This window comes from Sinomonas sp. G460-2 (assembly GCF_047759905.1).
Classification (GTDB): domain Bacteria; phylum Actinomycetota; class Actinomycetes; order Actinomycetales; family Micrococcaceae; genus Sinomonas.
The window spans coordinates 17542-30540 of sequence record NZ_JBKZWT010000018.1 but is presented as its reverse complement, the minus strand read 5'-3'; the positions used below and the strand labels follow the sequence as shown (position 1 = coordinate 30540).

The following is a 12999-nucleotide window of genomic DNA, read 5'->3' as shown; positions in this document are numbered from 1 at the left end:
CGACAACCAGGCCGGGCACCTCCGGCGCGGCGATGACCGCGCCCGCGGCGCCGCCCTTCGCCGCAGGCTTCGGCATCCCGGTCACGAGGAGCGTCTTGAGATCGATCTGACCCTTCGACGTCGCGGCAACCATGCCCAATTGTGACGCGCGGGCGGCCAGATTCTGGGGAGCCTCGAAGTTCTGGACGCGTTGCGCCAGATCCTGGTTCTGCTTTTCGAGCCCCATCTGCTGGCTCCGCAGCTGGACGAGCTGGTACTGCCCCGTCGACACCGCGATGTTGAGCACGAGGACCGCGACGAGCGCGACCGCCAGCACCCCGAGGCAGAAGATCGCAAACGGGGCGCGGCGGCGGGCCGGCGCGCTGCGCACAACAGAGAGGGGCGCGCGGCGCGGGGCACTCGTGGCGGGTGCGAGAGGACGCGCGACGGCGGAGGTCCCGTTCGTCACGACCTTCCGCTGGGCGGCTGCGCTCATCGTGTGCTCCTGATCTTGATGCGTTCGGCGGCTCGCAATCGGGCCGAGGCGGCCCGGGGGTTTTCTTCGATCTCCTGTGCGGTCGGGACTTCCGTGCCGCGGGTGAGCGTCTTGAGTTCGGGCTTGTGCTCCTCGAGCTCGACCGGGAAGCCTGGCGGGGCCGACGAGCGCGAGCGGGACTGCAGCGCACCCTTGACGATGCGGTCCTCGAGCGAGTGGTAGGACATGACGACGATTCGGCCGCCGAGCCGCAGCGAGTCGACGGCGCCGGGCACTGCCCGCTCGAGCACGTCGAGTTCCTCATTGACCTCGATGCGAAGGGCCTGGAACGTGCGCTTCGCGGGGTGACCGCCGGTTCGTGCTGCGCTGGCCGGCACGACGGCCCGGATGGCCTCGACGAGCTGTCCCGTGGTCTCGAAGGGCCGGTCGGAGCGGTCTTCGACGATGCGCCGCGCGATCCGCCCGGCAAACTTCTCCTCGCCCCACGTCCGGATGATCCGCGTGAGGTCCTCGACGCTGTACGTGTTGACGACGTCCGCGGCCGTCTGCCCGCGGCTCGTGTCCATGCGCATGTCCAGCGGCGCGTCATAGGAATAGGCGAAGCCGCGCTCCCGTTCGTCGAGCTGAAGCGAGGAGACGCCGAGGTCCATGAGGATCCCGTCGGCACCGTCGAGGCCGAGCTGTTCGAGCACATCGGGGATCTCGTCGTAGACGGCGTGAACGAGGCGGGCGCGATCGCCGAATCGCGCGAGCCGGGCTCCAGCGAGCTCGAGGGCCTGCTCGTCGCGGTCGACCCCGACGAGCGTCACGTCGGGGAAGCGCTCGAGGATGGCCTCGCTGTGCCCGCCCATGCCGAGAGTCGCATCGACGACGACGGGGGCGCGCCCTGCCGAGCGGGCGGCCTCGACGCCGGGCGTCAGGAGGGCGACGCAACGCTCCTTGAGGACGGGAACATGGCGTTCCGAGGTCGGTCGTTCGTCGTCCTGCTGCGGCATGTCCCCTCCTTAGCGCCGTGTCTGTACCGGGAGTGCCGCACCTGTCCCGTGCTGCATTCCCGTTGCCGCGCCTGTCCCGCGCGGCGATCCGCCGGCTGATCGGGATCCCCCTCCGCACCGTGGGTTCCAGCCTGGCTCCGGGGAAGGTGAGCCAGGACGGAGCCGCGGGCGGCTGGAGATCTCGGCCAGCCGGCCGTTCCGTCAGAAGAGCCCTGGCAGGGCGTCCTCATCGGTTTCCGAGAAGGAGGCTTCCTTCTCGGTGAGGTAGTCCTCCCACGCCTGGGCGTCCCAGATCTCCGCCCGAGTTCCTACGCCGATGACGGCGAGGTCCCGGTCGAGCCCCGCGTATTTGCGAAGGTTCAGCGGAATCGTGACGCGCCCTTGCTTGTCAGGCACCTCGTCAGAGGCTCCAGACAGAAAGACCCTGAGGTAGTCCCGTGACTGACGCGAGGAGATAGGGGCTTCTCGCATCTGCTCGTGGATTCGCTCGAACTCTTTCTGGCTGAAGACGTAGAGGCAGCGTTCCTGGCCCCGGGTCAGAACCAGCCCGTCGGCTAATTCGTCGCGGTATTTGGCCGGGAGGATGAGCCGCCCTTTCTCGTCCAGACGCGGCGAATGAGTACCGAGCAACACCGGCACCACCACCCGTCTGATCCGAGGAGCTGCACGTCCCTATCCGCCACTTCCCTCTTACAGCCACCACTTTACTCCACTACTCCCCACCGTCAACGCGACACGGCGTGTTCTCGCGCACGTTCAGCATGAAAAAACCCCGGAATCTCAGGAGAGATCCGGGGTGGGGGAAAGTGGATGGTCTGGGGAGGGGAAAAGGTGGCCGGAGTCCGTTCCGAGCCGTTAAACGACCGCGGACCCGCATTCTGCGGGTCCCTGCGGTGGTCTGGGGAGGAAAGTGGGGGCGTTCTGGGGGCTAACTCTGATCGCGTCGCCGCTCGTCCCACCGCGCCTCGAGGCGGGCCAGGAACCCGGCCTTTGGCGCCGCAGCTGCCTTGCGCGGGCCGCGCATCCGCCCGGCGCCCCGCAACGTTCCGTAGTAGACGCTCGCGCCCATGATGAGGAATCCGATGACGCCGACGAACACGTTGGAGAATTGGACCCCGCCGAGCAGCAGGACCATCAGCCCCACGATCACACCCAGGACTCCGAGGACGATGTGACGCGTGGAGAATCGGCGTAGCGCATCGGCACCCATGGAATCGGCGAACTTGGGGTCTTCCTCGTGCAGCTGCTTCTCAAGCTGCTCGAGCATCTTCTGTTCGTGCTCGGAGAGAGGCATCGCGACTCCTTCATGCTTGCTCCGACGGACGGGTCCGCCAAGAGCACAACGCATCGGACCGACGTCCAGTTCCGCGAGCATCTGACGGGGCCGACGAGCGTGCCGCCCGCCCTTGAGGCTCCCCGACTGCCCGCCGATACGATGCTTTCACCGATATTCAAGGTCTTTTAAGGATAGGCCCCGGACCCGTCAACCAAAAGAGGCCGAAGGTCCCCCGGGGGCCGGAGGGGCAGCGGAGGGCCCAGGCGGGCGGCGGCGCTCGCCACTTTCGTCCAGCAGACTCGCAGGCTTGAGGGACGAGTGCCCGAAGCGGGCAGTGACGGCATCGAGCGTCTGTTCGGCGGTGCGCCAGTTGTCGTCGCGGCGCTCGAGGCTCAGCTGAACGGCTCCCCCGCCGCGCGAAAGCTTCTCCCCCCGGAGCCCGATGAGCCGCACGCTCTGCGGTCGCGCGCCGAGGTTCGCGAGGAGCCGCGTCCCCTCCTCGTAGAGGACGTGGGCTGAGTCGGTCGGAATGGTGAGTGCGCGGGACCGCGAAAGGGTCGAGAAGTCTGCGTAGCGGAGTTTGAGTGCCACCGTGCCGGCCTGGACCCCGGCCGAGCGCATGCGGCCAGCGATCCGATGCGCGAGGCGCAGGAGCTCGCGGCGCAGCACCTCATCCTCGGCCACGTCGCTCGCGAACGTCTCCTCGGCGCCGATGCTCTTCTCCTCCCGCTGCGGAGTCACGCGACGATCATCAAGGCCCCAGCTGAGCGCCTTGGCGTGGAGGCCAGGGGCGCCGAGGGCGCGCTGGAGGGTCGAGTCCGGGGTGTGGGCCAGATCCGCCACCGTGTGGATGCCGAGCCGGGCGAGCACCTCGGCCGTCTTGCCGCCGATCCCCCACAGGGCCCCGACGGGAAGCGAATGCAGGAAGGGAACGGTGTCCTCGGGCCGGATGACGAGCAGCCCGTTCGGCTTGCTCCGCGTCGAGGCGATCTTGGCCACGAACTTGGTCGAGGCGACGCCCACCGACGCCGTGAGCCCGAGGCGGGATCGAACCGCCCGCTTGATCGACGCCGCGATGGCCTCGGGCGCGCCCAGCCGACGGACGGCGCCGGACACGTCGAGGAAGGCCTCGTCGACGCTGAGCGGCTCGACGAGGTCCGTGAACTCGCCGAGGAGGGCCATGAGCTCGCGCGAGACGCTGTAATAAAGCGAGTGGCGCGGCTCGACGACGATCGCGTGCGGGCACAGCCGCAGGGCGGCCGACATGGGCATGGCGCTCCGCACACCGAAGGCCCGGGCCTCGTAGCTCGCCGAGAGCACCACGGAACGGTCTGCAGGGAAGCCCACGATCACCATTCGCCCGCGGAGTTCGGGCCGCTCGCGCTCCTCGACCCCGACGAAGAACGCGTCCATGTCGACGTGGAGGATGCCGCGGCGGCGCAGCTCGTCGAGCGGCTCGCGGGGGTCGCGCCCATCTCGGTTCTCCACCTACCCATGGTAGGCGGGCGAGGCCGCCAACGGTCCCCGGCTGAAACGTGCCCCACACGGCCACTTAGACTTGTCCGGGGGCTCGGCCCTGACGGCAGGACCGAGCAGCAGCGAGACGACTGAACGAAACGAACGTGTGGAGGATGCGAGTGCCAGTCAACTTGATGAACCGTCGTGGAGGCCTGATCCCGGGGGTGGCCCTGGCTGTTCTCGCCCTCGTCGGCTGCTCGTCCACTGCCGGAGCGAGCCCGTCGCCGAGCCCCACGCAGACCGCCGCCGCGTCGTCGCCGTCGTCCTCGGCCAGCGCGAGCGCCTCCGGGAGCGCCCGCTCGACGCCCTCGGGCTCCGCGTCGGCCACGGTCAACGCGCTCGTGCCGGGCTTCCCGCAGCAGGTGGTCCCGATCATGCCGGGAGCCACGACGCTCCAGACGAGCTACGACGCCACGGCCAACCCCCAGACCGCCTCGCTCGTGGCCTCGACCTCGGCGACCGCGGACCAAATCCTCGACTACTACGCGGGCCAGTTCACTGGCCAGGGCTTCACGGCCGCTGCCAAGACCAAGGTCGGAACGACGGACAGCCAGGACTTCGTCCGCTCGGGCGGCAAGGAGACCGTCAACGTCGCGGTCGTCGTGGTCAACGGGCGCACGACGTTCACGGTCGGCGCATCGGTGGCCCCCGGGACCATCAAGTAGCCATGTCCGCCGACCACGCCCGGCCCCAGCAGCACGAAGAGGACCTCGGCGACCAGACACAGCAGGAGCAGTCCGCCTACCGCGACGAGCTCGCGGTCCAGCTCGACAGCTTCCTCGCTGTCCAGAGCGAGGCGATGTCCGGGGTCTCCCGCGACGTCGCGCCGCTCATGGACGCCATCACGGGACTCGTGACCGGAGGCAAGCGCCTGCGCGCTCTCCTGTGCTACTGGGGCTGGCGGGGAGCCGGCGGAAGCAGGCTCGGCCGCGAGGCCGTCCAGGCCGGCGTTGCGCTCGAGCTGTTCCAGGGCGCCGCCCTCATCCACGACGACATCATCGACCGCTCCGATATCCGCCGCGGGGGTCCGAGCGTGCACCGCAGGTTTGGGCAGCTGCACCGCGACCGCGGCTGGGCGCTCGACGAGGAGCGTTTCGGCCAGGCGGCCGCGATCCTCACGGGCGATTTGTGCCTCTCGTTCAGCGAGGAGGCTTTCACCGCCATCGGACCCGCGGCCGCCTCGGGGACCGCCGCGCGCCGCATCTTCAACACGATGCGGGCCGAAGTCATGGCGGGCCAGTACCTCGACATCCTCGAGGAAGTCGCCGGGCCGAGCAGGCCGCGGGGCGAGGCCGTGGCTGCGGCCGCCAACGTGATCCGCTACAAGTCGGCCAAGTATTCGACCGAGCATCCGCTTGGCATCGGCGGAGCACTCGCCGGCGCGGACGCCACGCTCCTCGCCGCCTATTCGCGCTTCTCGCTCCCCCTCGGCGAGGCATTCCAGCTCCGCGACGACGTGCTGGGTGTCTTCGGCGATCCCCAGACCACGGGCAAGCCGGCGGGGGACGACCTGCGCGAGGGCAAGCGCACCGTCCTCGTCGCCTTTGCGCTAGAGCGTGCGACGGCGCAGGGCGGCGCACTGCTCGAGCGTAGCCTTGGGCGGCAGGACCTGGGCGACGACGACGTCGAACGGCTCCGCGGCGTGATCAGCGAGAGCGGCGCGCTCGCCGCCACGGAAGACCTCATCGAGGGCCTCTCGGGCCGGGCGTTCGACGCCCTCGATGACCTCCACCTCCCGGTCGACGTGCGTGCGGCCCTGCGCAGCCTCGGACTCTCGGCGGTGCAGCGCGCCGCCTAGCCCTGCCAGCCCTTCAGCTCACCGGGCAGGGCCGTCGCATGACCCACGCGAGGACCGGCCTACCACGCGAGAATTTGCGCCCTCCGGCGGATCTCCGTCTTGCGGCCCTCGCGGAGCGCGTCGATCGGGCGGCCGCGCAGTGACTCATCGGGGGTGAAGAGCCACGTGATGAGCTCTTCGTCGGAGAAGCCGGCGTCCGCAAGGACGGCGATGGTGCCCTTAAGGCTGTCGACCACGTGCGCGCCGTCGAGGAAGAGCGCCGGGACCGATCTGATGCCGCGCTCGCCCACCCTGAGCGCCACGAGGGCTCTCTCATCGAGAAGGCCGTGCACCTTGGTGATCTTGCAGCCAAGCTGCTCCGCGACGTCAGGCAACGGCAGCCACTCGGACACCAGCTGTTCAATTTCACTCACGCGTCAAGCGTGCCACGGACCCCTTCACCGCTCCTAGTCGGCGCTCAGATTCTGCGTGCGCGCACGCTCGCGCCTTGTGCTCATGACGGATCCGTGAGAGATTCACTTCAGTCACATATGTATCGCAAGTGTTATGTCATCACTTTAGTCACATCAGTCACAAGCGCCACACGGAGGACTTGTCATGTCGGCCATCCGCAACGCTCAGCCCGGGGCCAAGACCATGCTGCCCGCGGTCGCCGTCACGACGGCGACACTGCCGGCGGTGGTCTTGTCCTCGCTCGCTCTCGCCCAGCCTGCCAACGCCGAGCCCGCGCCCGCCCACGTTCAGAGCGCCACGGCCCTCGCCCCCGAGGGAGCGAAGCAGGCCGACATCGTGCCGGCCTCCGAGATCGCCGCGCTCGTCCCCTCGCGGCTCGCGCCGGCGCTGGTCCCAGAGGCTCCCCAAGCGCCCGCCGACTACACCGTGGCAAAGGGCGACACCGTGATCGGCATCGCGTCGCGCTACGGGCTCGACTGGCACAACGTGCTCCAGCTCAACAGCCTCCAGGCCAGCTCGCTCATCTTCCCGGGGCAGAAGCTCAAGCTCACGGGCTCCCCCGCGCCGGCTCCCGCGCCCGTCGCGGCCCCGGCCTCCCAGCCGGGCGGGTCGTACCAGATCAAGCCCGGAGACACGCTCTACGGCATCTCCGCGAAGCTCAAGGTCCCCATGGGCGATCTCCTCGCCGCAAACGGCCTGAGCCTCTCGTCCGTGATCTATGCCGGGCGCTCGCTCAAGCTGCCGGCCCCCGCTATCAGCCCGGCGTCCTCCGTGGCGCCTGCCTCAGCCGCAGCGCCCAAGCCGCTCGTGGACAAGAGCTTCCTCGGCTTCACCTACCCGGACGCCGTGGTCGCCTCGGCCAACGAGAACAAGCGCCTGCTCAACGCCTCGCCCGTCCCGACGCGCGACCAGATGCGCCAGATCGTCGCCGACACCGCGCGGAAGATGGGCGTCGACCCCGTGCTCGCCCAGGCCATCGCGTACCACGAGTCCGGCTTCAACCAGCGCGCGGTCTCCCCCGCGAACGCGATCGGCGTCATGCAGGTCGTGCCGTCGACGGCCGACTGGGCGTCGTCGCTCGTGGGGCGGACGCTCAACCCGCTCGATCCGCGCGACAACGCGACGGCCGGTGTCGCGATCCTCCGTGCGCTGGTCGCCGCGACCCACGATCAGAACACGGCCATCGCGAGCTACTACCAGGGCCAGTCCTCGGTCGCGAAGCGCGGGATGTTCGACGACACGAAGGACTACGTCAAGGCGGTCACCGCTGACATGGCCCTGTTCCGCTGACACTCGCCGTTCGGCTCCCGCCTCACGGCGGCCCGGAGACCTGCGACATAGGATCGTAGGGTGAACGGACAGCACACCGACGGCCTCGTCGGCTCCCTCGTGGGGGCCCGGTACGAGGTCCTGTCGCTGCTCGGAACGGGGGGCATGGCGACCGTCTATCTCGCGATGGACACGTCGCTGCGCCGGCGGGTCGCCCTCAAGGTGCTTCACCCCCATCTGAGCCGCGACCGCAGTTTCGCGGAACGCTTCGAACGCGAGGCCATCGCCGCTGCCCAGCTCTCGCATCCCCACGTGGTCTCGATGCTCGACCGCGGCGAAGACGGCGGCGTCCTGTACCTCGTCATGGAGTACGTCCAGGGCCGCACGCTCCGGGACCTCCTCGACGAGAATGGGCCGCTCGCGCCGAAGCAGGCGCTCGCGCTCATCGACGCGGTCGTGGATGGCCTCGCGGCGGCCCACTCGGCCGGAATCATCCACCGCGACGTCAAGCCCGCGAACGTCTTGCTCGCGGACGACGGCCGCGTCAAAGTCGGCGACTTCGGCCTCGCCCGGAGCCTCTCCGCGACCTCGGTCACCGACACGCTGTTCGGGACGGCCGAGTACATCCCGCCGGAGATGCTCACGGGGCGCCCCGTCGACGCGCGGAGCGACCTGTACTCGACCGGCATCATGCTCTTCGAGATGCTGACCGGCACGCTGCCGTTCATGGGCCCCGAGCGGACCCACGTTGCGTACCAGCACGTCAACGACGACGTTCCGCCTCCGTCGGAGCGCGCACCGGGCCTCGCGCCCGAACTCGACGAGCTCGTGGGGTGGATGACCCGCAAGGACCCGGCCGGCCGCCCGCCGAGCGCGGGAGCCCTCCTCGGCGAGATCCGCGACATCCGGCTCTCACTCACCGACGCTCAGCTCGACTACCGAGCCCCGGGGGCACTCGATCCCCGCGACTCCCTCACGGAGCGACTGTCTGGGGACCGGACCGAGGCCATGCCGCGCGGCACCGAGGTCATCACGGCCTATGGCGGGTCCCACACCTCGGTCATGCCGCGCCCCGAGCCCAAGGAACCACCCAGCCCGCGCGAGCAGAAGCGGCAGGCCAAGGAGGCAGATCGCGCCGCGCGCGCGGCGGCCGCGCGCCCCACGCACCAGCTCGGGAGGGGCAATCCCCGCCGACGCGGCATCGTGTGGCTCGCCATCGTCGTCGTCCTTGCCCTCCTCGCCGCCGCGATCGGCTGGTTCTTCGGCTTCGGGCCGGGCGCGCTCGCCACGGTGCCCCCAGTCAAGAACCTCACGGTGGCCCAGGCCCAGACCCTGGTCCAGCAGGCTGGCTTCGGCTTCACGACCCACGACGTCTTCGACGACTCGGTCAACGCCGGACTCGTGGTCGCGAGCGCGCCCGACGCCGGCGCCCAGATCCGCAAGTTTCAGGGCGTCGAACTCATGGTCTCCAAGGGACCTGAGCTGTTTCCGTTAGCGCAGCTCACGGCGACGCCCCTCGACGCAGCAAAGCAGACCATCGCGAACGCGAAGATGGCCCTCGGCAACGTGACCGAGTCCTACAGCGACACGGTTGCGGCGGGGACTGTCATGGCCCAGGACCCGGCGGCTGGGACCCCCCTCAAGCACGGTAGCCGCGTCTCCCTCACGGTTTCGAAGGGCCCGCAGCCCATCCCGATCCCCAAGGTCGTGGGCATGACGCAAGCGGACGCCGTCGCGGCCCTCACGGCGGCCGGCTTCCAGCCCTCCGTCGTGGACACCCCCGTGTTCGACCGCACGATTCCGGCTGGGTCAATCGTCACCCAGAATCCCGCCGCGGGTCAGAGCCTCACACGGGGCTCGACCGTTGCGATCACGCTGTCGAAGGGCCCGCGCATGGTGCACGTGCCGAACTTCGTGGGCCAGCAGGTCAGCGCGGCGCAGGACGCGCTCCAGAAGCTCGGCTTCACGGTCAAGATCCAGAACGTCCTCGGCGGGTTCTTCGGCACCGTCCGCTCCCAGAGTCCCGTGGACCAGGACGTTCCGGAGGGCTCGACCATCACGCTCACGGTCGTCTGAAAGGAGCCGTCAGCGCTGGGCCGGCATCACCGTCAGCGCTTGGCCGGCATCACCGGTTGGTCAGCGCCTCCGAGACGAGGAACGCCATCTCGAGCGACTGCATGTGGTTGAGGCGTGGATCGCACACCGACTCGTAGCGGTCCTCGAACGCGGCCTCGTCGATCGGGTCTGAGCCGCCGAGGCACTCGGCCACGTCGTCTCCCGTCATCTCCATGTGCAGGCCGCCGGGCACGGTGCCGAGCGCGTGATGCACCTCGAAGAAGCCGCGGACCTCATCCACCACGTCGTCGAAGCGCCGCGTCTTATAGCCGTTGCGCGACGTGACGGTGTTGCCGTGCATGGGATCGGTGACCCACAGCACGCGGGCGCCCGAGGCCGTGACCTTCTCGACGACCGGAGGGAGCTTCTCGCGGATGTTCTTCGCCCCCATGCGGGTGATGAACGTGAGGCGGCCGGGCTCGCGCTCGGGGTCGAGCTTGTCGATGAGGCGCAGGGCGTCGCCGCCCGAGACACCGGGGCCGAGCTTGACGCCAATCGGGTTGCGCACGCGAGAGAGGAAGTCGACGTGGGCGTGATCGAGCTCGCGCGTGCGCTCCCCGATCCAGAGGAAGTGCGCCGACGTGTCGTACGGGAGTCCCGTCCGCGAGTCGATCCGCGTGAGGGCGCGCTCGTAGTCGAGCAGGAGCGCCTCGTGGCTCGCGAAGAACTCGACGCGCCGGAGCGCCTCGAAGTCGGCCCCGCACGAGTCCATGAACGTGATCGCCCGGTCGATTTCGCGGGCCAGGGACTCGTAGCGCGCGTGGGCGGGATTCTTCGTGAACCCCTGGTTCCACGCGTGGACGAGCCGCAGGTCCGCGAAGCCGCCCTGCGTGAAGGCGCGGATGAGGTTCAGGGTCGCGGCGGACGTGTTGTAGGCCTGCAGCATGCGGCCCGCGTCGTGCGCGCGCGTCTCGGGCGTGAACTCATAGCCGTTGACGATGTCACCCCGGTACGCCGGGAGCGTCACGCCCTCGCGCGTCTCGGTGTCCGAGGAGCGCGGCTTCGCGAACTGGCCAGCCATGCGGCCCATCTTGATGACGGGCATCGCGGCCCCATAGGTCAGGACGACCGCCATCTGGAGGATTGTCCGCACGCGAGCACTGATCCGGTCCGCGGTCGCGGCCTCGAACGTCTCGGCGCAGTCGCCGCCCTGGAGAAGGAACGCGCGGCCCTGTGCCGCGTCCGCAAGGCGATGGCGAAGCAGGTCCACCTCGCCTGCGAAGACGAGGGGTGGGAGGACGGAGAGCTCAGCCACGGAACGCTTGAATGTCGCCGCGTCTGCCCACGAGGGCTGCTGGGACGCGGGGAGCGAACGCCAGTCGTCAAGCCCCGGATAGTCGGCTGCGCCGCTTTGCGACGTGCTCGTGAACGGGGCCGGCGGAGGCGTGGAGAGTTGAGTCACGAGACAAGGCTAGCTCAGCGCGAATGCCTGCCAAGCCGCGTGACGACGGCGCTTCACGCGCCCGCCGTCGTCCCCTCGCCGCGCCGCTTGCGACGCTTGCGCTTCGCGTCCCCCGGCGCGGCCTCGGTCTCGGGCTTGGCGGCGAGCTGGGCCTTGACGGTCGCAGCGTAGACGTCCACGTATTCCTGGCCGGAGAGGCGCTGGAGCTCCTGCATGATCCGGTCCGTCACGATCCGCTGCACGTCGCGGTCGTCGGCGCGATCGTAGTACTCCGAGAAGTCGAGGGGCTGGCCGAAGATCACGCCCACGCGGCGGATTGACGGGAAGCGCTGACCGATCGGCTGGACCTTGTCCGTGCCGATCATCGCGACCGGGACCACGGGCACGCGCGTCTCGAGCGCGAGCCGCGCGACGCCCACCTTTCCCCGATACATGCGCGCATCCGGCGAGCGGGTCCCCTCGGGATAGATGCCGAGCAGGCCTCCTTGCCGGAGCACCTCCGCGCCGGCGGTAAGGGACGCCGTCGACGCGGTGCCGCCCGAGCGGTCCATGGGGAGCTGATTCGTGAGGCGGAAGAACGCGGCCGTGAGCCAGCCCTTGAGCCCCGTGCCGGTGAAGTATTCCTGCTTCGCGAGGAACACCACGGGCCGCCGGACCATGAGCGGCATGAAGATCGAGTCCGAGAACGAAAGGTGATTCGAGGCGAGGATCGCGGGCCCCTCATCCGGAACGCTCGCGCGCCCTTTCACCCACGGCCGGAACAGGAGTTTGACGATCGGTCCGATGAAAATCCGTTTGAGGACCCAGTAGATCAACGTGTGCCTTCCGCCGTCAGGGGCGTGCGCTTGCCGCTCCCACTCTAGTGAGGACCCGCCCGGCGTGCTGGGGAATTCGTGCGCTGGCAGCGTGGCGGTGCCACGATGGGAGCATGGCCGCACCGATCGATCGTCCCGGAGCCCGGTGGGGAGTGGCGATGTGCCACGGGTTCTCGGGTTCGCCCTCGTCCGTCGAACCGTGGGCGGAAGGGCTCGCCGCGCGCGGCTTCGACGTCGAGGTGCCCAGGCTCCCCGGCCACGGGACAGATTGGCGGGACCTCGAGGGGCGACGCTGGCGCGAGTGGACCGAATCCTTCGAGGAAGCGTGCGCGCGCGTGGCCGCACGCAACGACCTCGTGTTTCTCGCGGGCCTCTCGATGGGCGGGGCCATTGCCCTGCGCACTGCCTCGCGCCTCCCCGTTGCCGGCGTCGCGGTGGTCAATCCCGGGCTCGGCTTCTACGACTGGCGCGTGCGGTACATCGGCGCGATCCGGCACTTCCTCCGGACGACGGCCCCCATCGACGAGCCCGCGGCGCCAGAGCCCGTCGGCGACGAGGGCGACTATCCCGTCACGCCGCTCGCGGCCGTGTACGAGCTCCGGCAGCTCTTCCGCGCTACGGACCGCGCGCTCCCCAAGGTGACGGCGCCACTGCTCGCGTTCAAGTCGGACGCCGACCCCGTGGTCCCGCCGTCGTCCATGGCCCGGATCCTGCGGCGGGTCGCGAGCGACGACGTCGAATTCGTCCCCCTCCATGAGAGTCCGCACGTCGCGACGCGCGATCGCGAGGCGCTGCTGATCGTGGCTCGCACGGCCGAATTCTTCGAGCGCTGCGCCGCGAAAGCCGCTCACCCCGCCGTCGGGGCGTGATCGGGGCATAATGC

Annotated in this window: 13 protein-coding genes; 5 read left to right on the top strand and 8 right to left on the bottom strand. The window is 69.5% G+C overall.

Annotated elements, in window-relative coordinates; all coding sequences use genetic code 11:
• The 5 genes from ACLN58_RS03975 to dinB all read right to left on the bottom strand — a co-directional run.
• The coding region (locus tag ACLN58_RS03975) for a hypothetical protein (RefSeq protein ID WP_415853981.1) at positions 1-475 on the bottom strand (475 nt) is incomplete at its 3' end.
• Positions 472-1470, bottom strand: a complete 999-nt coding sequence (gene rsmH / locus ACLN58_RS03970; RefSeq protein ID WP_415853980.1) for a 16S rRNA (cytosine(1402)-N(4))-methyltransferase RsmH — start codon at positions 1468-1470, stop codon at positions 472-474. The genes rsmH and ACLN58_RS03975, both read right to left, overlap by 4 nt.
• A 201-nt stretch (positions 1471-1671) precedes the next feature.
• The gene (gene mraZ, locus ACLN58_RS03965) at positions 1672-2103 is read right to left on the bottom strand and encodes a division/cell wall cluster transcriptional repressor MraZ (protein WP_307964498.1); all 432 of its coding nucleotides are present in this window, start codon (positions 2101-2103) and stop codon (positions 1672-1674) included.
• Between the two features lie 295 nt (positions 2104-2398).
• A complete protein-coding gene (locus ACLN58_RS03960; protein WP_415853979.1) occupies positions 2399-2764 on the bottom strand; it encodes a DUF3040 domain-containing protein in 366 nt (121 codons plus the stop codon).
• Positions 2765-2953: 189 nt separating this feature from the next.
• On the bottom strand, positions 2954-4234 hold the full coding sequence (gene dinB, locus ACLN58_RS03955) for a DNA polymerase IV (RefSeq protein WP_415853978.1): 1281 nt from the start codon (positions 4232-4234) through the stop codon (positions 2954-2956).
• Between the two features lie 149 nt (positions 4235-4383).
• Between dinB and ACLN58_RS03950 the strand changes: the two genes are divergently transcribed.
• Both ACLN58_RS03950 and ACLN58_RS03945 read left to right on the top strand, forming a co-directional pair.
• Positions 4384-4929, top strand: coding sequence for a hypothetical protein (locus ACLN58_RS03950; RefSeq protein ID WP_415853977.1), 546 nt, complete (start codon positions 4384-4386; stop codon positions 4927-4929).
• A 2-nt stretch (positions 4930-4931) separates the two neighbouring features.
• Positions 4932-6062: a polyprenyl synthetase family protein gene (locus ACLN58_RS03945; RefSeq protein WP_415853976.1), complete on the top strand. Its 1131-nt coding sequence runs from the start codon at positions 4932-4934 to the stop codon at positions 6060-6062.
• Between the two features lie 59 nt (positions 6063-6121).
• Here the strand turns inward: ACLN58_RS03945 and ACLN58_RS03940 are convergent, their stop codons facing one another.
• Positions 6122-6475, bottom strand: a complete 354-nt coding sequence (locus tag ACLN58_RS03940) for an Rv2175c family DNA-binding protein (RefSeq protein WP_415853975.1) — start codon at positions 6473-6475, stop codon at positions 6122-6124.
• Positions 6476-6659: 184 nt separating this feature from the next.
• On the opposite strand from ACLN58_RS03940, the gene ACLN58_RS03935 reads away from it, so the two are divergent.
• Positions 6660-7805, top strand: coding sequence for a LysM peptidoglycan-binding domain-containing protein (locus ACLN58_RS03935; RefSeq protein WP_415853974.1), 1146 nt, complete (start codon positions 6660-6662; stop codon positions 7803-7805).
• A 60-nt stretch (positions 7806-7865) separates the two neighbouring features.
• Entirely contained in the window at positions 7866-9860 is a 1995-nt protein-coding gene (gene pknB / locus ACLN58_RS03930) for a Stk1 family PASTA domain-containing Ser/Thr kinase (protein WP_415853973.1), read from the top strand.
• A 49-nt stretch (positions 9861-9909) separates the two neighbouring features.
• Here pknB and ACLN58_RS03925 read toward each other — a convergent pair whose 3' ends face one another.
• Together ACLN58_RS03925 and ACLN58_RS03920 are read right to left on the bottom strand one after the other, a co-directional pair.
• Positions 9910-11301, bottom strand: coding sequence for a class II 3-deoxy-7-phosphoheptulonate synthase (locus ACLN58_RS03925; RefSeq protein ID WP_415853972.1), 1392 nt, complete (start codon positions 11299-11301; stop codon positions 9910-9912).
• Between the two features lie 53 nt (positions 11302-11354).
• Positions 11355-12116: a lysophospholipid acyltransferase family protein gene (locus ACLN58_RS03920; RefSeq protein ID WP_415853971.1), complete on the bottom strand. Its 762-nt coding sequence runs from the start codon at positions 12114-12116 to the stop codon at positions 11355-11357.
• Positions 12117-12229: 113 nt separating this feature from the next.
• Here ACLN58_RS03920 and ACLN58_RS03915 point away from each other — a divergent pair, with 113 nt between their 5' ends.
• On the top strand, positions 12230-12985 hold the full coding sequence (locus ACLN58_RS03915; RefSeq protein WP_415853970.1) for an alpha/beta hydrolase: 756 nt from the start codon (positions 12230-12232) through the stop codon (positions 12983-12985).
• Positions 12986-12999: the final 14 nt, after the last annotated feature.

What these genes read in the sequence shown, in the direction of transcription:
- rsmH (WP_415853980.1), bottom strand. Translation starts at nt 1,470, where the DNA reads ATGCCGCAGCAGGACGACGAACGACCGACCTCGGAACGCCATGTTCCC.
- ACLN58_RS03960 (WP_415853979.1), bottom strand. Translation starts at nt 2,764, where the DNA reads ATGCCTCTCTCCGAGCACGAACAGAAGATGCTCGAGCAGCTTGAGAAG.
- ACLN58_RS03945 (WP_415853976.1), top strand. Translation starts at nt 4,932, where the DNA reads ATGTCCGCCGACCACGCCCGGCCCCAGCAGCACGAAGAGGACCTCGGC.
- ACLN58_RS03935 (WP_415853974.1), top strand. Translation starts at nt 6,660, where the DNA reads ATGTCGGCCATCCGCAACGCTCAGCCCGGGGCCAAGACCATGCTGCCC.
- ACLN58_RS03915 (WP_415853970.1), top strand. Translation starts at nt 12,230, where the DNA reads ATGGCCGCACCGATCGATCGTCCCGGAGCCCGGTGGGGAGTGGCGATG.